This is a genomic window from Tepidiphilus baoligensis, assembly GCF_012911495.1.
GTDB lineage: Bacteria > Pseudomonadota > Gammaproteobacteria > Burkholderiales > Rhodocyclaceae > Tepidiphilus > Tepidiphilus olei.
This window is the reverse complement of record NZ_JAAAUB010000003.1, coordinates 156447-177267: the sequence shown is the minus strand read 5'-3', so window position 1 is coordinate 177267 and position 20821 is coordinate 156447. Positions and strand designations below refer to the sequence as shown.

Genomic DNA, 20821 nt, shown 5'->3' with positions numbered 1-20821 from the left:
GTCAGGCTCCAGTTTTTGAAATCTCAACCCACGGCGACAGCACTTCTAGCAGCGATAAGCCGCCATGTGTCAACGTCGGGTAGCCTCCCTGGCTTTTCCACTTCCTGCGGCCCAAGGCCAACAGGTACTCGCCGTGGGGGCTGTTGATCTGCAATGCGACGGGCGGCACGAAGGGGCCGGTGTCACCAGTGCCGGTCTTGCTGCGCGAGCTTCCGAATGTCTGCTTCAGGAACTGGCCCACCTCGCCCTCCGCATCGGGAAAGTAGCCAGTGGCCGCGTAACCGTGATCGGAGGTGATGACCAGCCGCCGCCCGGTGGCGAGGCGCTCGACGAAGTTCCAGAAGTCGTCGCTGGACAACTGTTCGGCCACATCCTTGGTCAGTAGCTCCAGCCCCTGGCCTGCACCGGAGCCGTCGTGCAGTTTGGCGTCGGGCCATTGGTGCCAGAAGATCTGGTTCGGCGCGCTGCCGATCAGGGCTTCGCAGTCCTTCCACGGTAAATCCACGGTTTCGGTGCTGGCCGGTTGCAACTTATGTGCGAGGCCGCCGCCGTTGTTCTGCAGTTTGCTGCGGTTGGCAAAGCCGAGTGCGCGGGCGAATTCGTCGGTTTCGCCGGGCAGCTCGGAGCCGGTGGCGCTGACCTCGTGCAAGGTGAATCCATGCTCCTGCGCGCCCTGCAATAGCCACGGCAGTTCGCGCAAAGACAGGCCGTCGAGGATCAACACCGCGCGGGCAGCGAAAGGTTCGGCCCACCAGCGTTGCAGACGATCCGAGGTGCGCTCCACGCTGTCGCCAAAAGCTTGCCACAAGTCCCAGCCACTGGAAGAAAGGAACAGATCCAGCTCGCCGACTTCACGGTCGCGCTTGACGACCTCGCTGGGCGCGTTGCTTGCGACCAGCGGTTTCCTGGTAATTTCGACTGCATGGTCGACGATGACGCGCCAAGCGTCGGCGTCCGAACCCTGCGTCAGAGCGTATAGCGTGGCAGCGTTCAGCGCCATCAGTCATCCTCCTTCTCGAGGTTCAGCTCGAAGGCCATGCTTTCAGGAAGCTTCTTCAGCAAGTCCTTGAGCTGCGCTCCGGTGGCAGCGGATACCTTGATGGACACCTCCGCCAGCTTCGTGGCCGGGCCGATGCCCCAAGCTTCGATCTTGCCGATCAGGTTGAGCGGCGACGTGGCGGGGTTCGACAGCGGGATGCGCGGCTTGGTGGAGGTGCCTTCGCCACCGAAGATCCCGCCCGGCGTGGGCGCAGGCACGGGAGAACTACCGGGCGCCGGTTCCGATACCCCGGGCATGCGTGGCATTGCGCCGTCGCCAGCGAACAGCCCGCCGCTACCGGCTGGCGCGTGCGGCGTGGAACCGCCGGTAGCAGGCACCGCCGAGGGCAGCATCACGAACACATCGTCGAGATGGCGGCCGGTGAGGGAGAGTTTGGGGCGCAAACGCCGCCACGCGGTGTCCTCGTCCTCGCCCGGGTTCGTTTGCAGGTATTCCATGCCGCGCAGGTTGATTGCGACCTTACCCTTGGCGCACAAGCGCAGCAGACGCTCTTTCATCGCTGTTTCGCCCAGCCAAGGGATGCAGTCCTTCCCTGCAGGGCGCGGCTCTTGCAGCTCGCGCAGCAGCTTGCCGACCGATTCGTTGTTGTTGGCGAATTCGAGCACCAGCTCCTCGAAATCCTCCGGCACGAATAGGTCGCTGGTCAGCACCTCTTCGATGGCTTCGGGAATCTGTGAGCCCTGCTTGTCGAGACGTTCGACGCTGAATTTGCACTGCGCGGGGTCGGCGAAATTCCAGCGTTGCAGTACGGCGAATCGGTCGAAGCGCTTCTTGAGGTTTTCGCGTAGGGCGTTCTCGAATTCCTTGTGCAGTTTCTTGTATTCGGGGTGCTGGCTGCTCCATTCCTGTGCCTTCATTGCGGCGCGGGTGAGGATGAGCAGGTCGCGATCCACGAAGGCGTTGGTGCTGCCTGCACGCGGCAGCAAGAAGCGCACGGTGTTGCGGCGCTTCTGCAAATGGTCTTTGAGCCAGCGCCCCAGCGTGGCGTCAAGCTTTTCTGGTTCTTCAGGCAGCACAAGGATGGGCAGGCGGTCGTCCCAATTGTCGGGCTGCTCGGATTCATCGAGCGACGTCCACGGGTCCTTATCCCACGACTTCGGCAGGGCGATCACGCGGAAAGTTTTGGCAACCTCATCGCTACCGCCGATGACATAGCGCACCTGCCGGGCGAGCTGCGCCTGATCCGCGCCGTCGGCAAACAGCTTGTCGTTGCGCGCGTAGGCCATGAGCTTGGCACGCGGGTTTTCCTCCTCACGGAACAGCAGCTTGGTGCCTTCCTGGTGGATGTTGAAGCTGTTCTCGACGATGGTGGCCAGCTCGACTTGGAAGGCGTTGTCGTCCACCGGCTTGTCACGGGTGATGTCCAGCTGCAGCGTGTTGGGCTCGGCTCCGGCGAGATTGCCGACGGCAATCGAGCGCAGCCACAGCGCGCTGACGATTTCTTGCAGGTGTGGTGCGATGCTGGCATGGTCGTGCCGCGCTTCCTGCACCGAGATGATGTTCTGCTGCGCCTTTTCGCGCAGCGTGCGGTGGTGCTGATTGGCAACCGCTTCGAGCAAGGCGCCGATGCCGGAAGAGTCGTCATCGAGCCGAAAGTCGGCTGCGGTCAGCACGGGCACAGATTCGCCACGGCTCTTGTAGAGGTTGGCGAGGATGCGGATCAGGTCGCGCGTTTCCTGCGCATCGGTGGCGATGAGCACCTGTTCTTCGAGTAGGCGCAGCAGGTACGGCGAGTAGGGCCACGATTCGATGAATTCCCTGCGCTTGCGTTCCTGCTCGGTGGGCGGCACATCCAGCAACCGGAAGGATTCGGCGACGTGCTGCGCGATCAGCGATTCGATGGTGTCAATGGAAATCTGCAAGCGGTTGTCGAACAGGCGGTGCAGTAGCATCCGGCGACGATCCTGCTGGATGCGCTCGGCGCTGCCGCCCGCCTTGAAATCGATGATGACGGGGTTTACGCGATGCACCTGCTGATAGGCGTCGCTGCCGCCGTTGCGTACCGAGATCACTAGCACCAGCAGGTCTGGCCGTTCCTTGGCGATTTCCGCAAGAATTTGGATGAAGTTGAACGCCCAGTTCTTCCAGGGGTACTGCTTGGTGTTGGTGAGGCCGTCGTACCACGTCTGGAACTCGTCCAGCAGCAGCATCGTCGGCTTATTTTCCAGCAGTTCGATGATGAGCTTGTCGGACGGGATTTCGGTCTTGGACGCGCCCTGGCCTTCCCATTTACCCTTGATGTAGGTGCCGTGGGGATGGTTCTCGAACAGGACATCCCACAAAAATTTGTAGCGGTGACGATGCAGGCTTTCGCCGATAACGTGCATCCCCTCGCGCAGGGCGATCTTGGCGATGCTCGCATCGCCAAGTATGGTTGCCCACGATTTGAGCCAAGAGCTGGTTGAAGATGGATCGGTCACCGCATGATAGAGTGCGGCCATCAAGTGTGATTTACCGAGGCCGCGTTCGCCGATCACAACAACCGGGCGACCTTGGTTGGGGCCGATGGCCTTGATGCCCTTCAGCAGGTCGCGCGTAGGATAGGTGATCTCCAGAAACTGCTTGGCTGCGATCTGGGTCGCACCGGTCTGCTGGTCGTTGGACAGCTCGATGGCCGTACCTTTGAGGCGTTTGCCCCGGAATTCTTCTCGTAGCGTCAGCCCAAGCATTACTTCCGACCCCCCTTGTTCGATGCCTTGTTCGCGGCGCGTTCGGGACTGCCCGCCGATTGCTGCTTGATCCAGCTCTCGATGTCGCTGCGCGAGAACCGCCACGTCCCGCCGACCTTGAAGGCGGGAATGGTCTTCGCCCCAGCAAGCCGGTAAATCGTCCGTTCAGTGACCTTCAGGTAGTCGGCGACCTCCTTAATGGTGAGGATCTCGCCTTCGCTACTGTTCGTGGGCATGGAGGTGGCCAATCGTGGTCAAACGACGATAGGATAGTACAAAATTTTCCACCATTAAGCGATAAGAGGCCGTCCTGCCTTATTTTTTTCAAAATCACTGGATCACCCGGTGAGACTGCGCCGCAAGGGGGTCGCTCTAAATCAACGAATGAGAGTCCCGACAAGCACTTGCAGACATTTTGGCCCGGTAACCGAAGGCGTCCATACGATTTTCAACGGCCGCTTACAGGGACGAAACGGGGCGACAGGCATCCGCGAGGCCCCAGCGCCTCGTTGACTGCGCCTCGTTGACTTGTCAGGACATCGTCCGGACGCTAAGATCGCGGCAATGAATGAAGAGGGACTTTGCCATGAGCACATTGCACCGATCAAAAACCGAACGGATCGATATCCGCGCCAGCCGATCTGCCAAGCAGCTGCTACAGGAAGCCGCCCGCTCTTGCCACAAGAGCGTCAGCGATTTCCTGCTTGACGCCGGCCTGATCGCCGCCAACCAAGCCTTGGCGGATCGTCATTATTTCGTGCTGAGCGAAGTGCAATGGCAAGCCTTCCAGCAAACCCTGGATCGTCCCGTGCAGGCCAAGCCGCGCCTGAAGAAACTGCTCACTGAGCCCGGGGTTCTGGATTGAGCGCAGCCTATGAGCCGGTCCGCAAGCTATCGGCTTCGGATTCGGTGGATGCGTTCGACTGCGGGCAGCCGGCGCTCAATCAGTTCCTGCAACGCTATGCCTTGGTCAATCAAAAGGCCCACAGCGCACAAACCTACGTCTGTTGTCTGAATGGCCAAGTGGTCGGTTTCTACAGCTTGGCCGTCGGCAGCGTCGCTCCCGAGAAGGTCCCTGCCCGGGTGATGAAGGGGTTGGCCCGACACCCCGTGCCAGTGATGATCTTGGCGCGCCTCGCGGTGGATAAGTGTCATCAAGGCAAAGGACTGGGCAAGGCACTGCTCAAAGACGCCCTGCTGCGAACGGCTCGAGCAGCGGACATCGCCGGTATTCGCTGTCTGCTGGTTCACGCCAAGGATGAGGCAGCAAGGCAGTGGTACGAGGCTTGGGAGTTTGAGCCCAGCCCGACCGATCCCTACCACCTGTTTCTCATGCTCAAGGATCTCAAGACGTTGCTTGCAGGGTAATGTGCAGAACCGCTTGACAAGCGGCACGTTTTTGCCGCTCGAGTTCTCGCTCAACTCACGCATCGTCGCGCGACCCAAGAATAATGTACGACGTTGTAGATCGATGCAATCGTCCAGGACCCGACAGCTAAACGGATTTGCCGGCCGACCGCTGGGATGAACCACCACAGAATGCCCCTCATCCCCCGGAACCCATCCTCCCCACCTCTGCCCGGAAATGCCGCGCATAGCGCCGCGAAATGCGCTCGGCCGAGAGCAGAACCGGCACGTCCACGCACTGGAAATCCGCATCCAGCGCCGGCGCTCCACACAACCACGCCCCTGCGTTGAGATAAGCCTTGAGGAGCGGCGGGCAAGGCGCCGGCTTGACGCTCGACGCCCCCCCGACTTCCGACAGCGGTTGGCGCGGCGTGACGCGGTATTCGATCGGTGCGGCGTGTGCCGCCCACTGCGCCGCGAACAGGGCATGAACCGCATCGATCCCGCCATGCAACGGCACCGAGGCCAGACCGAAGAGATAGCGGTACCCGCGCACGTCCAGATAGCTCGCCAGGCCGGCAAAGAGCAGCGCGATCACCCCGCCATGACGGTGTCCCGGCGCGATGCAGGCCCGCCCCACCTCCACCATGCGCTCGCGCAAGGGGTCGAGGCGCACCAGATCGTATTCCTGCTCGGAATACAAGCCGCCCACGCGCTTCGCCCCTTCCGGCGTGAGCACGCGATAGCAGCCGACCACGCGCTGCTCCACCCGATCGCGCACGATGAGGTGCTCGCAATACGGATCGAAGAAATCGCAATCGAGCCCAGGAATGCGGCTCGTCAGACGCGCCCCGAGTTCATCGTGAAAGACGCGGTAGCGCAGACGCTGCGCCTCATACACGTCGAGCTCGCTCGCGGCGAGCGCCAGTTCATAGCGTCCCAGCGCCGGCAAGGTGGCGCGCTGGTGTTGCACGGCAACGGCAAGGGTCATGACGGCTCCTGCGGCACGAGTCCCGATCGGGACGACGGCGGCAGAGTAAGCACGTCAGGTTACATGGTGATGTCAACGGCACATCGCTGCAACCCTTCCCTCACCCCAGCACACCACCCAGGAAACCGCACCCGCCGACCACTGCCCAAGGCGGCACGCGCCAGAAGAGCAGCGCGACGAAGGCGACGAGCGCGAGACAGAAATCCTGCGGCCGCAGGATCGCGCTGGTCCACACCGGCTGATAGAGCGCGGCAAGCAGGAGGCCGACCACTGCGGCATTGACGCCGGCGAGCGCCGCCTGCGTGTGCCGCAGGTGGCGCCATTTCGCCCAGAACGGCAGTGCGCCGAGGATCAGGAAGAACGAAGGCAGGAAAATCGCGGTGAGCGCGAGCAGACCGCCGGCCCAGCCCGTCGGCGGTATCTCGCGAACGGCACCGAGAAAAGCGGCAAAAGTGAAGAGTGGCCCCGGCACCGCCTGCGCCGCCCCGTAGCCGGCGAGGAACGTCTGCGCGTCCACCCAGCCGCGCGGCACCGTCTCCGCCTGCAGCAGCGGCAGCACCACGTGCCCTCCGCCGAAGACGAGCGCGCCGGCGCGGTAGAATGCATCGACGAGCGTGAGCGTGGGGTTTTCGGTCAAGTGGGCGAGCAGCGGCAGGACCATGAGCAGCGCGGCGAAGAGCGCGAGCCAAAAGAGGCCGATCCGCCGTCGCATCGCGATCGGCAATGGCTCGGGCGACGGCAATTCCCGCCCTGGGAGTAGTGCCAAACCGGCCACGCCCGCCGCCGCGATGACCGCCACCTGCACCCAGGCCAGTGGCGCGAGCGCGACGCAGCACGCCGCCACCGTCATCAGCGTCACGCGCCGCGCATCGGGACACAGCGTGCGCGCCATGCCCCACACCGCCTGCGCCACCACCGCCACCGCCGCCACTTTCAAACCGTGCAAGACGCCGGCGGGAACCGCCTGGGCGTAGTGCGTCAGGCCCAGCGCGAACAGGATCATCGCCACCGCCGAGGGCAGGGTGAACCCGAGCCAGGCGGCGAGCGCCCCGCCGTATCCGGCCCGCAGATAGCCTAATGCCATTCCCACCTGACTGCTCGCCGGTCCCGGCAGGAACTGGCACAGCGCCACCAGATCGGCATATTCCCGCTCGTCGAGCCAGCCACGGCGCACCACGAACTCCTCGCGGAAATAGCCCAGGTGCGCGATCGGCCCGCCGAAGGAGGTGAGGCCGAGTCGCAGGAAAACGAGAAAGACGTCGCTCATCGTGTTTCCCCTTGTCTTGGATGGGATGCTTTTCGTCTCGGTGGTGACCGCAGGCGCCAGGATACGAGGAGTATCTTCGCCGATCTTTGCCGTGGATCGTTGACTTTTCTTTAATTATTCTACGATAATGGAAATATGGAAACATTACACGCCGCCGAGCTGCTCGCTGCCCTGGGTCATGAGACGCGCCTGGCCATTTTCCGCTTGCTCGTCGAGGCCGGGCCGCAGGGGCGCTATCCGAACGAACTGGGCGAGGCGCTCGCTTTGCCGCCGGCCACCTTGTCCTTTCACCTCGCACACCTCAAGCGGGTAGGACTCATCCGTCGACACAAGGAGGGACGCTTTCTGCGCTACGCCGCTGCCTACGAGACGATGGACGGGCTGCTCGCCTTCCTGATGCGGAACTGCTGTGGCGGGGCAACCTGTCTGTCAGGGGTGGCAACCGAGCCGGACGAGAAACTTCCCCCGACGACCGCCCCTGCGCCCCAAGGAGCATGACGATGACAAAGACCGTGCTCGTGCTGTGTACGCACAACGCCTGTCGTTCGCAACTGGCGCAGGCTCTCCTCGAACACGAACTCGCGCCGGCGCTGCGGGCGATCTCGGCGGGCACACAGCCGGCGCAGGCCGTGCCGGCCGAAGTGTTCGCCGCCTTGCGCCTGGCTGGGATCGCAGCCGAGGATCTCGTACCCAAATCCCTCGAGGCCGTGCGCGACGAAGCGGTCGATCTCGTCGTCACCGTCTGCGACGGCGCCAAGGAAACCTGCCCCGTCTTCCCGCGCCCGGTGCCGCGGCTGCACGTCTCCTTCCCCGACCCGATGGGGCAGCCGCTCGCGCGTTTCCTCGAAGTGCGCGACGAAATCCGTGCCCGGCTGGTGCCTGCCGTTTGCCAGGCTCTGGATGCTGAACGAGAAGCCCGTCCATGAGCGATCCCGCCTCGCCTTTGGGATTCTTCGAACGCTATCTCACGCTCTGGGTGCTCCTGTGCATCGGCGCCGGCATCGGGCTGGGGCAGGCGCTGCCCGAGGTGTTCGCGGCACTCTCCCGCTGCACGGTGGCCGAAGTCAATTTGCCGGTGGGTCTCCTCATCTGGGTAATGATCGTTCCGATGCTGGTGAAGGTCGATTTCAGCGCCCTGCACGACCTGCGCCGCCACGTGCGCGGCATCGGCGTGACGCTCTTCGTCAATTGGCTGGTCAAACCCTTTTCGATGGCATTCTTCGGCTGGTTCTTCATTCGCCAGCTTTTTGCCCCGTGGCTACCGGCCGGCGAAATCGATGCCTATCTCGCCGGGCTCATCCTGCTCGCCGCTGCGCCGTGCACGGCGATGGTCTTCGTCTGGAGCCGGCTCGCCGACGGCGACCCGCTGTTCACCCTCACTCAGGTGGCCGTCAACGATCTCATCATGGTCTTTGCCTTCGCGCCGCTCGTCGGTTTTCTGCTCGGCCTATCGGCGATCACGGTGCCGTGGCAGACGCTCATCGTCTCGGTGCTCCTCTACCTCGTCATTCCGGTCGTCCTCGCCCAACTCTGGCGCAAAAGGCTCATGCAACGCGGCGAGGCGGCCTTTGCCGCGGCAATGCGCCGCATCGCACCGTGGTCGACGGCGGCGCTCCTGGCCACCCTGGTGCTGATCTTCGCCTTCCAGGGGCAGGCCATCCTCGCGCAGCCTCTGGTAATCGCACTGTTGGCCATTCCCATCGTGGTACAGGTCGCATTCAACGCCGCACTCGCCTACGGTCTCAACCGCGCCTTGGGCGAGGACCACGCCGTCGCCTGCCCGTCGGCCCTGATCGGTGCCTCCAACTTCTTTGAACTGGCGGTGGCCACGGCCATCAGCCTGTTCGGTCTTGCCTCCGGTGCGACGCTCGCCACGGTGGTCGGCGTGCTGATCGAAGTGCCGGCCATGTTGTTTGTCGTGAAATTCGTGCGTCTCTCACGCGGCTGGTACGAACACCGCACGGTGTGAGCCACGACCCCTGCCCGCCGGCGACGGTAGGCAAACCTCCCTCCCTCGAACCCAAGGAGTTCCATCATGCCCAAACTCGAAGTCTTCGATCCCGCCCTGTGCTGCGCGACCGGCGTCTGCGGCGTCGATGTCGACCCGGCGCTCGCGCAATTCGCCGCCGATCTCAAGTGGCTGGAAGCGCACGGCGTGACGGTCGAACGCCACAACCTCGGCCAGGACCCCGCCGCGTTCGCCACCAATCCGCGCGTGCTGGCGCTTTTGCAACAGGGCAACGACCGCCTGCCGGCCGTTTTTCTCGACGGCGAACTGCTCGCCAGCGGCGCCTACCCCGATCGCCACGCGTTGGCCGCAAAACTCGGCCTGACCGATGTTTCCGCCACCGACGCCCCGGCAAGCGGCACCTGCTGCGCCGCTCAACCCGCCGCCGTCCAGGGCAAAAGCTGCTGTTGAACGCCACCAACAAGGAATCCGCCACCATGAACCTGCTCACCCTCGACACACGCTATCTCTTCTTCACCGGCAAGGGCGGAGTCGGCAAGACCTCGCTCTCCTGCGCCACCGGCCTCTCCCTGGCGCAGCGCGGCAGGAAAGTTCTCATCGTCAGCACCGACCCGGCCTCCAATCTGAGCGAAGTACTCGGCACGCCGGTCGGGCATGCCCCGACGCCGATCGTGGGGGCGCCGAACCTTTTTGCGCTCGATCTCGACCCGCGCGCCGCGGCAGCGGCCTACCGCGAACGCATGGTCGCACCCTACCGTGGCATCTTGCCCGAGGCGGCCATCCAGAGCATGGAAGAGCAGTTTTCCGGGGCCTGCACCGTGGAAATTGCCGCCTTCGACGAATTCGCGCGACTCTTGGGCGACCCATCCGCCACCGCCGGATTCGACCACGTCATCTTCGACACCGCCCCTACCGGTCACACCCTGCGGCTCCTCACCCTGCCGAGCGCCTGGGATGAATTCATCGCATCCACGACCGGTGGCGCCTCCTGCCTGGGGCCGCTCGCCGGGCTACAGCAACAGCGCGAACGCTACGCCGCCACGGTCGCCCGGCTGGGCAATCCGGCCGAGACCACCCTGGTGCTCGTCAGCCGTCCCGAACGCGCCGCGCTGCGCGAGGCCGAGCGCACCCGCGTCGAGCTGGCAGAACTCGGCATCCGCAACCTGCATCTGGTGATCAACGGGCTATTCGCCGACGAAACCGGCGACGATGCCATCGCCCGTGCCATGGCCGAGCGTCACGCCGCGGCGCTTGCCGCCATCCCACCCGGACTCGCCGCCCTGCCGCAAAGTACCCTGCCCTTCCTGCCGCGCGGTACGACCGGGCTTGCCGGTTTGCAGCAATTGCTCTCTGGCACGCCACCCGCCCCGCAGGGGCCGGTAGCGCTGCCGGAAGTCACCGACCTGCCGCCAGGCTTGTCCGCTTTTATCGACGAACTTGCCCGCCAGGATCACGGCGTCGTCCTCACCATGGGCAAAGGCGGCGTGGGCAAGACTTCGGTAGCTGCGGCGATTGCGCTCGCGCTCGCCGAGCGCGGCAAGAAAGTCACCTTGTCGACCACCGACCCGGCGGCGCACCTTGCCGACGCGCTCGCGGGCGAAACCGCCGGCCTCACGGTGACGCGCATCGACCCGGCTGCCGAACTCGCCCGTTACACCTCCGAAGTACTCGAACAAAAGGGCAAGGACCTCACGCCAGAGGCGCGCGCCATGCTGGAAGAAGACCTACGCTCGCCCTGCACCGAGGAAATCGCCGTCTTCCGCGCCTTCGCCCACACCGTGGCCGGCGGTACCTCCGGTTTCGTCGTGCTTGACACGGCACCTACCGGCCATACCATTCTGTTGCTCGACGCGACCGAGGCTTACCACCGCGAAGTCCTGCGCACCCAGGGCGACCTGCCCGAAGCGGTGCGCGAACTGCTGCCGCGCCTGCGCGACCCTGACTTCACGCACGTCTGCATCGTCACCCTACCGGAATCCACGCCGGTTTCCGAAGCCGAGGCGCTCGAAGCCGACCTCGAGCGCGCCGGCATCCACCCCTTCGGCTGGGTGATCAACCAGTCGCTGCTCGCGAGCGGCACGCGCCATCCGTGCCTTGCCGAACGCGCCGCCTACGAACTGCCCTTCATCCGCCGCGTACAGCAACACACACGCGGCCGCTGCGTGCTGATTCCGTGGTTCGCCCGAGAGCCGGTCGGCCGCGACGGTCTGTGGCAGCTCGTCGATGCCGGGGAAAAGAGCCGTTACTGCGCTGCGGCCTGAGGCAGGAAAAGGAAAGGGACGCCTCGTCGCACCGAGCGCCCCTTTGCGCGCTCACCACCAGGATAGGCGCAGATCAAGGCGGTGCTGCGCTGAGTCAGCCGAATTTGAAGAGGATGCCGTACCCACCGCGAGGGTAGTCCCAGTCGATGTTGCGGTAGGTGGTGCAGATGATGCGGCAGGTGCCGCATTCGAGGCAGCCGTCGGTGATGAGGACGACTTCGCCGTTACCTTCTAGGGTATAGCATCCCGCAGGGCAGCAAGCTGTGCATTCCTTGGTCCGGCATTCTGCTTGACAGAGCGCTGGATCGAGGATCCGAATGTGCGGCCGACCGGCGTCGACGCGATAACGGTTCTGGAAGAGTTTTTCTTCGACTTTGACGGGGTTCATTCGAATGCCCTCCACATTTTGTAGGCGTCGCCCAATAGCCCGAAGATCGATCGCCGTTGGCGAAACGCACGTCGGATCTGTCCTTCTTTGCTGCGTTTGTCCACGCCATCGACCGTGAGCATCACATGGGCAGCACGGTTGAGGAGCTCGGGGTAGTCGGTGAAGAAATGGGGGTTGTGGTGCAGGATATCTGGCAAGTCTTTATATTTCTCGAGATCTTTCATCACGAAGCTCTTTTCGAGAGCGGCGGCGTAGCGGGCGAGGTTGCGGCGATTCATGTCTAGCCCCTCGTTTTTGAGGGCGACGGCAACTTCAGCGGCAAGCCGTCCGGTAGTCATCGCGAGGTTCGAACCTTCACGGTGTACGGCGTTGTTGAACATGGCTGCGTCGCCTACCATCATCCAGCCGTCTCCGTAGAGACGAGGAATAGCGTTGTAACCTCCTTCTGGGATCAGGTGGGCGGTGTACTCCTTCATCTCGCCGCCTTCGAGCAGCGGAGCAATGGCGGGGTGTGCCTTCATCTGTTCGAGGAGGTGATACGGGGCGATGCGCCGTTTTTTGTAGTCGGACAAAAGGCAACCGATACCGATGCTGATTGACTCACGGTTGGTATAGAGAAATCCCATCCCTGCCATGCCTTGTGTGATCTTGCCGACCATCTCGATGACCACGCCCTCATCTTCGCCGACATTGAAGCGCGACTGAATCGTCTCTTCGGGCAGAAAGTGAATTTCTTTGACGGCGAGGGCTACGTCCTTGGGAGCGATCTCGGGGTGAAATCCGGCCTTCTTGGCGAGAAGGGAGTTGACGCCGTCGGCCAGTATGACGATATCGGCATAGACATTGCCGCCTTCGCGATCGGTTTCGACTCCGACGACACGGTTTCCGTCCATGATGAGATCTTTGACGGTGGTCTCGCACAGCAGCAGAGCGCCTGCTTCTTTGACTTTTTGTGAGAACCACTTGTCGAACTGGGCACGGATGATGGTGTAGCGGTTGTAGGGGGGGGTGTTGAACTCGGCCGAGCGATAGGTACTACCGAGATAGGCTTGGTCGTCCAACACCCAAAGGCGTTGCTCGACAATGTGTCGCTCGAGAGGGGCGTCTTCCCTAAAATCGGGAATGAGCGCTTCAAGGGCGTGGGCGTAGAGGATGGCGCCTTGTACGTTTTTCGTACCGGGGCTCTCTCCCCGTTCGATTTGCAGGACGTCGAGTCCGGCCTTGGCTAGGGTGTAGGCGGCAGCGTTCCCCGAGGGACCCGCGCCGACGACGATGGCATCAAATTTCTCGTTCATCGAAATTCTCCTGGCGCGCTAGGCTACCAATGATTCGGGGTGCAGGTGATGACGAAAGGCCTCGGTCAGTGCCGGGAGGATCGTCATGGCGTTGCCGACGATGCCGAAGGTGGCAAAATCGAAGATCGGGGCGTTTTCGTCGATGTTGATCGCGACGATCACGTCGGCGCCCTCCATGCCAACGCGGTGTTGCACGGCGCCAGAGATGCCAGCGGCGATGTAGAGTTTGGCCGCACTGTTTTACCGGATTGTCCGATTTGTCGTTCGAGGTCGACCCAGCCGGCTTGGACGACCGGTCGGGAGGCGCCGACTTCGGCACCGAGGACAGTGGCGAGATCCCAGATGAGCTGGAAATTTTCGGGGCGTTTCATGCCGCGTCCGCCGGCGACAATGAAATCGGCGAACGCGAGTTGGGGTTTCCCAGTACGATCGTCGGGGAGGTAATCGAGGATCTTGGTGACGATCTGAGTCTCGATCATGCCGAGGGGGTGTTCGATGATGGGACCGGTCCGCCCTGGGATCTTGGGCGGCATCTTCATAACGCGAGGGCGGACGGTGGCCATTTGCGGGCGATGTCTTAAGGTGAGGATGGTGCATAGCAAGCTGCCACCAAAGGTTGGGCGAGTGGCGGCGAGACTGCGGTTTTCGAGATCGATGCCAAGCTCGGTGCAATCAGCCGTCAGGCCCGTTTGCAGGGTGGTGGCAACGCTACCGGCCAGGTCGCGCCCGAGGGTGGTGGCACCCAGAAGAAGGATTTCCGGTTGATAGGTGTTGACGAGGTCGGTGAGTCCCTTGGTGAAAGGTTGGTTGCGGTAGTCACCGAGGAGGGGATCCTCGATCAAATAACAGAGATCGGCGCCGTAGGCGAAGGCTTCCTGGCAGAAGCTGCGGCTCGAAGGGCCAGGGGGGCCAAAAACGACGCCGGCCAGCGGTACACCGAGTTTATCGGCCAATTTTCGTCCTTCTCCCATCAGCTCCCAAGAAACGGGGTGGACGCTGCCGCGCTCGTGTTCGACGAAGACCCAGACGCCACGGTAGCTGGCGAAACGGGGATCGAGCTCAGCCTTGCGGCGGAGGTTTTTTTTGTCGTCGGGGGTCTCGCTCATGACGGTCGCTCCTCGATGTGCGGTATTCAGGCGCCCGCACCCGGCTTGCCAAGGGCAGCGCCGAGTTCAGGGTGACGGGTAAAGAGTTTGCTCAGCAGGGTCGTTGCCAAATTTTCGGGTGAGCGTCCTTCACAATCGATCATCTCTGCGCGCTGTGACTTGGGGCGGGGCGCGAAGACTTTGCTGACCACGGTGGGCGAGCCTTTGAGACCGATCCGACTAGGGTCGTCGATGCCAGCGGCGACCCGATCCCAGAGCTTGACAGGATGACGGGCAGCGCGAAACATGTTTTCCAGAGTGGCAAAGCGGATCTCGTTGGTGCCTTCGAGCATGGTGATCAGGCAAGGGAGTTTGGTCCGCAGGACTTGGACTCCGCCTTCGGCCCGGCGGTGGGCGAGGAGCTCGCGCTTCTCGGTGTCGAGCTCGACGATCCGGGAGACGTAGGTGAGCAGTTGTAGATCGAGACGTTTGGCGATGCCAGGGCCGACTTGGGCAGTGTCACCGTCGATGGTTTGTTTGCCAGTGAAGACGAGGTCGACGGGGATGTCTTCACCGATCTTGCGGATCGCCGAGGCTAGGGCAAAGCTAGTGGCCAGGGTATCTGAACCCGCGAAGGCGCGATCAGTGACGAGAATGGCCTCGTCGGCACCAAAGGAGATGGCCTTGCGCAGGGCATCCTCGGCCTGTGGTGGGCCCATGGTCAGCGCCGTGACCCTCCCCCCGTAGCGGTCCTTGAGTCGCAGCGCTTCTTCGAGGGCGAAGAGGTCATAGGGGTTGATGATCGCCGGGACGCCTTGGCGCATAATGGTGTTGGTGACCGGATGCACGCGAATTTGAGTGCTGTCCGGGACTTGCTTGAGGCAGACGACGAAGTGCATGATCGAGGCTCCGGTTAGCGTCGGGAGGGCAGCGTGGCGTGCAGGCGCTGCAGGGGAATGTGCTGCTGACCGCGCGCTTCGTGGAAGACTTTGAATACCCGCTCTTGTAGCGCAGAGGAGTGGACGAAGTCGTCGTGCGCTCGGGCGAGGGCGGCGCGACACAAAGGGAGGAGCTCGCCTTCGGGCAGCGTTTCCCAGCCGGAATGTTGTGAAAGATATTGGCGGAAGCGTTTAAGGATATGCAGCCGGTTCACGTCGAGGACGTGGCGATCGTAGGGGATGTCGAGGGCCCAGAAAAATTCTTCGGCTGCGGTGAATCGGGCCATACGTTGACGCAGGGGGTCCATTTTTCGGTACTCCGGTAAGGGGCCTCAGGCGAAGGCGTGGGCGACCTCGAGGTAGAAACGGTCAAGATCGTCGCTGGTAGGCGAGGTCTTGGTCCGGACGGCAAATTCTCGGACCAGTGCAAGAATGCGCTGGGTTTCAAGCGGCGTAAGGTGGATGCCCAGCGCGGCGTAGGCTTGGGCGATGGCTTGTGAGCCTGAATGTTTGCCGAGGACGATACGGTTCGTGCGCCCGACCGTCTGCGGGGGGATCCCTTGGTAGGTCGCTGGGTATTTAAGGAGCCCGTCGACGTGGATGCCGGCTTCGTGGGTGAATACGCCTTCGCCGACGATGCTCTTATTGGCCGCGACGGGCCGCCCCGAGGCTCGAGCGACGAGACGGGAGAGCTCGGGGAATGTCCTCGGGTCGATGCCTGTGTCTATATTGTGGAGCTGCTGCAGGGCAACCACGACTTCTTCGAGGGCGGCGTTGCCCGCCCGTTCGCCCAGGCCGTTGACCGTGGTGTTGACATGGGTGGCGCCTCCACGTACGGCAGCCATGGTATTTGCCGTAGCTAACCCGAGGTCATCGTGGGCGTGGATCTCGAGTTCGAGGTCGGTGTGCTGCCTAAGACGTACGAAGTGTTCATGAGTGGTGAAGGGATCGAGCAGGCCGAGGGTATCGGCGAAACGGAAGCGTCGCGCGCCGGCGCGTTCGGCGGTCTCGACGACGCGCAGCAGGAATTCTGGGTCGGCGCGGGAAGCGTCTTCACCGCCGACGCTGACGGCGACGCCCTGACAACGGGCTCGGGTGACAAGCTCGGTGAGGGTGTACAGCACCCAAGGGCGGTCGCGTTTGAGCTTGTGCTGGATCTGCAGATCGGAAACCGGAATCGAGAGGTGGACGAGGTCGACCCCGCATTGAAGGGCGGCATTGAGGTCGGCTTCGCACATGCGTCCCCAGACCATCAGTTTGCTCGGCAGACCGAGGCGGGCGATGGCGCGGATTTCCTCGCGTTCTTGAGGGCCCATGGCCGGGATGCCGATTTCCATCTCCGGGACGCCTGCGCGCGCGAGGGATTGGGCGATCGTGAGGCGCTCTTCGAGCGTAAACGCGACACCGGCGGTTTGTTCACCGTCGCGAAGCGTCGTGTCGTTAATGGTGATCATCATCGTGCTCCTTGGTCGTGCATTCTGCATTCAGCAGGTAGCAACGAGCGTGCCATCGTCTAATTACTCATAAAAACAATGTGTTATGATGAATCTCGCGACGACGAATGCTGCAAATGCGACATCCTTGTCGTGTTTGCGACAGTTTAGAAACGAAGGCCGGACATTGGCAGTGTCGACCATGTGCTTGTCGGGACGAGGAAAATTTTGCTCCGCGATGGGATTGCTGCATTGCAAAAAATGGCACCGATCTTGCTGTTATTCCTAGAAGGGTCTGTCGCCCACTTTCAGGGAGTTCCATCGATGCGCAACAATCAACCCGTCACCCAGAAGGAATATCCCGTACGCGACGATGTCGTGATCGTCTCCCATACCGACCTCCAAGGACGGATCACTTATGCCAATGAGGATTTTTGCGATTACGTCGGCATGCCGCGGGAGGAGCTTCTGGGAAAGTCACACAACGTCATCCGCCATCCCGACATGCCACCGGAGGCGTTTCGCGATTTATGGGAGACGGTTCGAACGGGGCACGTCTGGCAAGGAATCGTCAAGAATCGACGCAGTGACGGTGACCATTATTGGGTCAAAGCGACGGTAGCCCCCTGCCCGATGGCTCGGGCTACATGAGCATCCGCTTGCCTGTGTCCCCGCAGGAACGCAAGGCGGCCGAGGCGCTCTACACGAAGATGAGCGCTGGCTTTGCGGTCACGCTCGAGCGGGGGAAACCGCGTTTGCCGCTTTACCGGCGGGTTTTCGCCCGGCTGAGTCTGCGCCAGAGGCTGTGGACCTTGGTCGTGTTCATGATAACTTGGGTCGCGTCGGCTTGGGCACTAGCGTGGCGGCAGCAGGAGTTTGCTGCCGGGGGTGTGACGGCTGCAGCGGTATTGCTGTCCTTGGTCTTCGCCGCAGCTCTGGATCGCCGCCTGCGCCGGGGATTGCGCAACGTCCAGGCGATGGCCGGTGCTTTGGCGAAGCTCGATCTGCAAGAAGACCGTGATGATGACCATCAGGACGAATTGCGCGATCTGATTGATACCTTGAAAGTCATTCGGGCGCGCTTCTACGAGACGGTGATCACACTGCGACAGACCGATCGTCGTCTGGGAGAGGAAATTGGCGAAGAGAAGGCGCGGGCGAGACGAACATTGGAAACAGCAATGGAGCAGGCCGAAGTCGCCCAGAACATGACTGAGTCGACGCGCCGCCTAGCGTTGACCTTGGAGGAAATCACCGAGCACGCGGCGCATGCGTCCGCACGCGTGACGGAGATTTTGGCGACGACCCGGGCCGTGACGCAGACGGTGCAGGAGGGGACGCAACAGACGCAAACGGTGTCGTCCCATCTTCAGCACCTCGCGTCTGCCTGCGATTCGCTGCAGGCTTCGATGGACGAGATGCATCACCGAATCGGTTCGATCCACACCTTGGCCGAACAGACGAATCTCTTGGCGCTCAACGCGGCGATCGAAGCAGCTAGAGCAGGGGAACAGGGCAAAGGGTTTGCTGTCGTCGCCGACGAGGTCCGCAAGCTCGCCGAGTCCTCCGCCAAGGCAAGTACGTCAATCGAAGCGATGATCAAGGGCATGGAGCTGGAGGTGCAAAAGACGCTCGAACTCATGCAGTTGGGGCTTCGTTCGGTCGAAGACGCCGTGCAGTCTACACAGGCTTCGGTAGAGGAAATCCGTGGGGTCGAACGCAGGATCGAAGAGATCGAGCACGCTTCGCACGCTATTTCCGATCGAGTCGAAGGCTTGGCTCATGCGATGGAAGAGGAGACCATCACCATCGACCAGATGGCGAAGATGGCTGAAGGACTCGAGCAGCTCGCTCGCCAAGGAGAGCAGGCCGTGGTGACTTTGGAGTCTACCGCCCAAGGCATGGGAATGATGCTGGGGCAATTCTGCCTCGCAACACGTTCCGTTCCGGAACCATCGAAGTGTCTGGCCCAAGACAATTTCATAGACGCCCAACGCGATGCATTATTCATTCGTCGTGATACGATGCGCGAGCTGATCGCGTAGAGATTGCCCTTGTGGATGTAACCGGACTTGCGCTTGCCGGCCGACTTGTTGTTGCCTGGGCGGATGCCTTCCTAGGAGACTAGGTGTCGGCAATGCCAAAAATATCCTTGTTAGTGCCAATTTCGACCAACACCATCGCGGCGGCGATCACCAGCCAATGGGAGCGGTGACGCTCACCCTCACCACAGTCCGATTCCACGAAAGATGGCTTGGATTTTGCTGTATGTTCTCTAGGGCCGCCTTGGCTCTGGAGTCGACCGAGGGCATGAACATGGGAACGGTGTTGACACAACGTCATAAGATCGAGCTCGTAACCATCTACGAAATCAGCAAGATACTAAATTCTTCCCTTGACCTGCAAAGAACCGTGCGACAGGTGTTGTCAATCCTGTCCTCACACATGGACATGCGCCGCGGCATGATCAGTTTGGTGCAACCCTCTGGGGAATTGCACGTTTTTGAAGCATCCGAGCTGTCCGAGGCAGAAAAGCTGCGAGGTCGTTTCCGCCCTGGAGAGGGGGTTGTCGGCCGCATCCTGCAAAACGGGATGCCCATTGTGATTCCCGACGTGGCCCAAGAGCCTTTTTTCTTGAACCGGACCGGTGCCCGCAGTCTAGATGGTGTTTCTCGGATTGCGTTCCTGGGGGTGCCAATCAAGGTCGGGCGCGAGGCGATCGGGGTATTGAGCATCGATCGCGAATATGGGCGACAGTCCGAGGTCAACTTCGAAGCCGACTTGCGTTTTCTGACCATGGTGGCCAATCTCTTCGGACAGGCGGCTCGCCTTTATCAGAGCGTGATCAGTGAGCGCGAGGCGTTGTTGATGCAACAACGCCACATGCGACGTGCCTTGCAAGACAAATACCGTCTCGACAACGTGATCGGCCGCAGCAAGTGTATGCAAGAAGTCTTTGCCGAAGTTCACCAAGCAGCACCGAGCAAAGCCACCGTACTCTTACGTGGCGAAAGTGGTACGGGTAAAGAGGTCATTGCACGGGCAATCCATTATCTGAGCCCTCGCCGCGATGGGCCGTTCATCAAGGTCAACTGTGCCGCCTTGACCGAGACCTTACTCGAATCCGAGCTGTTTGGTCATGAAAAAGGCGCATTCACTGGTGCCACGCAAGAACGCAAGGGGCGCTTCGAGCTGGCACACGGGGGGACGCTGTTTCTCGACGAGCTGGGTGAGATTTCCCCCGGGTTTCAGACGAAATTACTACGTGTCTTGCAGGAGCGTGAGTTTGAGCGGGTTGGAGGCAATCGAACCATCAAAGTAGATGTCCGCCTGATCGCGGCGACGAACCGCAATCTCGAAGCCGACGTTGCCAAGGGGCTGTTTCGCGCCGATTTGTATTACCGGATCAACGTCATTTCTATTTTCTTGCCCCCTTTGCGCGAACGACGAGAGGATATTCCTTTGCTCATCGAGCATTTCCTCGATCGGTTCAATCGCGACAATGATCGAGCGTTGCGTATCGCTCCCGCAGCGCTCGAAGCGATGGTGCGCTGCAACTGGCCTGGTAACGTGCGTGAGTTGGAAAACTGCGTCGAACGGGTCGCGACAATGGCGCGGGGCGAGCGCATCGAGCTCGATGATCTCCCATGCCGGCATGACCGATGCCTCAGCCGGATGTTACAGAGGAACTTCGCCGGCAGAATGCCCGAAAAACCGGCCGCGCAGGCTTGGCCCGAGGATCTACCCGTCGAGCTTCCTATCGCCCCAGCAGAGCTCGAACCCGACTCGGCGGCCGCCTTGCCAGGGGAGCGTGAACGCTTGCTACGGGCGATGGAGCAGTGCGGTTGGGTGCAGGCCAAGGCAGCGCGGATGCTCAACCTGACGCCGCGGCAGATCGGCTACGCCTTACGCAAGTATGGCATCCCCATCAAACGCCTGTAGCCCCTTTATCTCCTTTCCTCCCTTCCTGGACACGCCCGAGCCGAGACTGCGCTCGGGCGTCGTCGTTTCTGACTGTCCAGTTCGCGACAAGACGTGCCCAAACGATGTGCGGTTTATGTCCGAATCGCGACAAGAGCCCTAGTTCTGGAAAAAATGCCTTTTAAAAACAATGAACT

The 20821-nt window shown here is 62.0% G+C and carries 21 protein-coding genes and 1 pseudogene; 10 read left to right on the top strand and 12 right to left on the bottom strand.

Annotated features, from left to right (window positions below; translation table 11 throughout):
• Window position 1: 1 nt before the first annotated feature.
• Genes GV368_RS03820 through mads1 form a run of 3 tightly spaced genes read right to left on the bottom strand, consistent with a single transcriptional unit; the run spans window position 2 to window position 3965 of the window.
• On the bottom strand, window positions 2-1000 hold the full coding sequence (locus GV368_RS03820; protein WP_169115533.1) for a hypothetical protein: 999 nt from the start codon (window positions 998-1000) through the stop codon (window positions 2-4).
• Window positions 1000-3729 (bottom strand): DUF499 domain-containing protein, encoded by a 2730-nt coding sequence (locus tag GV368_RS03815; RefSeq protein ID WP_169115532.1) that lies wholly within the window; start codon window positions 3727-3729, stop codon window positions 1000-1002. The genes GV368_RS03820 and GV368_RS03815 overlap by 1 nt, the downstream gene beginning before the upstream one ends.
• A complete protein-coding gene (mads1, locus tag GV368_RS03810) occupies window positions 3729-3965 on the bottom strand; it encodes a methylation-associated defense system helix-turn-helix domain-containing protein MAD1 (RefSeq protein WP_169115531.1) in 237 nt (78 codons plus the stop codon). Before mads1 ends, GV368_RS03815 begins: the two co-directional genes overlap by 1 nt.
• A 350-nt stretch (window positions 3966-4315) precedes the next feature.
• Between mads1 and GV368_RS03805 the strand changes: the two genes are divergently transcribed.
• Both GV368_RS03805 and GV368_RS03800 read left to right on the top strand, forming a co-directional pair.
• Window positions 4316-4594 (top strand): type II toxin-antitoxin system TacA family antitoxin, encoded by a 279-nt coding sequence (locus tag GV368_RS03805; protein WP_169115530.1) that lies wholly within the window; start codon window positions 4316-4318, stop codon window positions 4592-4594.
• Window positions 4591-5097 carry a GNAT family N-acetyltransferase gene (locus GV368_RS03800; RefSeq protein ID WP_169115529.1) on the top strand — a complete coding sequence of 169 codons (507 nt, stop codon included), beginning with the start codon at window positions 4591-4593 and terminating at the stop codon, window positions 5095-5097. The genes GV368_RS03805 and GV368_RS03800 overlap by 4 nt, the downstream gene beginning before the upstream one ends.
• A gap of 178 nt (window positions 5098-5275) precedes the next feature.
• On the opposite strand, the gene GV368_RS03795 is transcribed toward GV368_RS03800, so the two are convergent.
• Window positions 5276-6067: a GNAT family N-acetyltransferase gene (locus tag GV368_RS03795; protein WP_169115528.1), complete on the bottom strand. Its 792-nt coding sequence runs from the start codon at window positions 6065-6067 to the stop codon at window positions 5276-5278.
• Window positions 6068-6167: 100 nt separating this feature from the next.
• Window positions 6168-7334, bottom strand: a complete 1167-nt coding sequence (chrA, locus tag GV368_RS03790) for a chromate efflux transporter (RefSeq protein ID WP_169115527.1) — start codon at window positions 7332-7334, stop codon at window positions 6168-6170.
• Between the two features lie 135 nt (window positions 7335-7469).
• Between chrA and GV368_RS03785 the strand changes: the two genes are divergently transcribed.
• From GV368_RS03785 to arsA, 5 genes are all read left to right on the top strand, one after another.
• The gene (locus GV368_RS03785; RefSeq protein WP_169115526.1) at window positions 7470-7832 is read left to right on the top strand and encodes an ArsR/SmtB family transcription factor; all 363 of its coding nucleotides are present in this window, start codon (window positions 7470-7472) and stop codon (window positions 7830-7832) included.
• 2 nt (window positions 7833-7834) lie between these two features.
• Window positions 7835-8260 carry an arsenate reductase ArsC gene (locus GV368_RS03780; protein WP_206673258.1) on the top strand — a complete coding sequence of 142 codons (426 nt, stop codon included), beginning with the start codon at window positions 7835-7837 and terminating at the stop codon, window positions 8258-8260.
• A complete protein-coding gene (arsB, locus tag GV368_RS03775; protein WP_169115524.1) occupies window positions 8257-9303 on the top strand; it encodes an ACR3 family arsenite efflux transporter in 1047 nt (348 codons plus the stop codon). The genes GV368_RS03780 and arsB overlap by 4 nt, the downstream gene beginning before the upstream one ends.
• 66 nt (window positions 9304-9369) lie before the next feature.
• A complete protein-coding gene (gene arsD / locus GV368_RS03770; RefSeq protein WP_055423304.1) occupies window positions 9370-9753 on the top strand; it encodes an arsenite efflux transporter metallochaperone ArsD in 384 nt (127 codons plus the stop codon).
• A gap of 26 nt (window positions 9754-9779) precedes the next feature.
• Window positions 9780-11564, top strand: coding sequence for an arsenical pump-driving ATPase (arsA, locus tag GV368_RS03765; RefSeq protein WP_055423305.1), 1785 nt, complete (start codon window positions 9780-9782; stop codon window positions 11562-11564).
• A gap of 94 nt (window positions 11565-11658) precedes the next feature.
• Here arsA and GV368_RS03760 read toward each other — a convergent pair whose 3' ends face one another.
• The 7 genes and pseudogenes from GV368_RS03760 to nifV form a co-directional block, all read right to left on the bottom strand.
• On the bottom strand, window positions 11659-11952 hold the full coding sequence (locus GV368_RS03760; protein WP_169115523.1) for a ferredoxin family protein: 294 nt from the start codon (window positions 11950-11952) through the stop codon (window positions 11659-11661).
• On the bottom strand, window positions 11949-13247 hold the full coding sequence (locus GV368_RS03755) for an FAD-dependent oxidoreductase (protein WP_169115522.1): 1299 nt from the start codon (window positions 13245-13247) through the stop codon (window positions 11949-11951). Before GV368_RS03755 ends, GV368_RS03760 begins: the two co-directional genes overlap by 4 nt.
• A gap of 18 nt (window positions 13248-13265) precedes the next feature.
• Complete coding sequence (locus GV368_RS11070) at window positions 13266-13409, bottom strand: hypothetical protein (RefSeq protein ID WP_206673257.1); 144 nt, start codon at window positions 13407-13409, stop codon at window positions 13266-13268.
• Window positions 13410-13478: 69 nt separating this feature from the next.
• Window positions 13479-14218: pseudogene (locus tag GV368_RS03750) on the bottom strand (electron transfer flavoprotein subunit alpha/FixB family protein); the annotation flags it as partial.
• Between the two features lie 161 nt (window positions 14219-14379).
• A complete protein-coding gene (locus GV368_RS03745) occupies window positions 14380-15231 on the bottom strand; it encodes an electron transfer flavoprotein subunit beta/FixA family protein (protein WP_169115521.1) in 852 nt (283 codons plus the stop codon).
• 14 nt (window positions 15232-15245) lie between these two features.
• On the bottom strand, window positions 15246-15557 hold the full coding sequence (gene nifW, locus GV368_RS03740; RefSeq protein WP_206673255.1) for a nitrogenase-stabilizing/protective protein NifW: 312 nt from the start codon (window positions 15555-15557) through the stop codon (window positions 15246-15248).
• Window positions 15558-15602: 45 nt separating this feature from the next.
• The gene (gene nifV, locus GV368_RS03735; RefSeq protein WP_169115568.1) at window positions 15603-16724 is read right to left on the bottom strand and encodes a homocitrate synthase; all 1122 of its coding nucleotides are present in this window, start codon (window positions 16722-16724) and stop codon (window positions 15603-15605) included.
• Window positions 16725-17027: 303 nt separating this feature from the next.
• Here nifV and GV368_RS03730 point away from each other — a divergent pair, with 303 nt between their 5' ends.
• From GV368_RS03730 to nifA, 3 genes are all read left to right on the top strand, one after another.
• On the top strand, window positions 17028-17354 hold the full coding sequence (locus tag GV368_RS03730) for a PAS domain-containing protein (protein WP_169115519.1): 327 nt from the start codon (window positions 17028-17030) through the stop codon (window positions 17352-17354).
• Window positions 17355-17458: 104 nt separating this feature from the next.
• Complete coding sequence (locus GV368_RS11610) at window positions 17459-18748, top strand: methyl-accepting chemotaxis protein (protein WP_408033896.1); 1290 nt, start codon at window positions 17459-17461, stop codon at window positions 18746-18748.
• 271 nt (window positions 18749-19019) lie between these two features.
• Window positions 19020-20645, top strand: coding sequence for a nif-specific transcriptional activator NifA (gene nifA, locus GV368_RS03720; RefSeq protein ID WP_235933657.1), 1626 nt, complete (start codon window positions 19020-19022; stop codon window positions 20643-20645).
• Window positions 20646-20821: the final 176 nt, after the last annotated feature.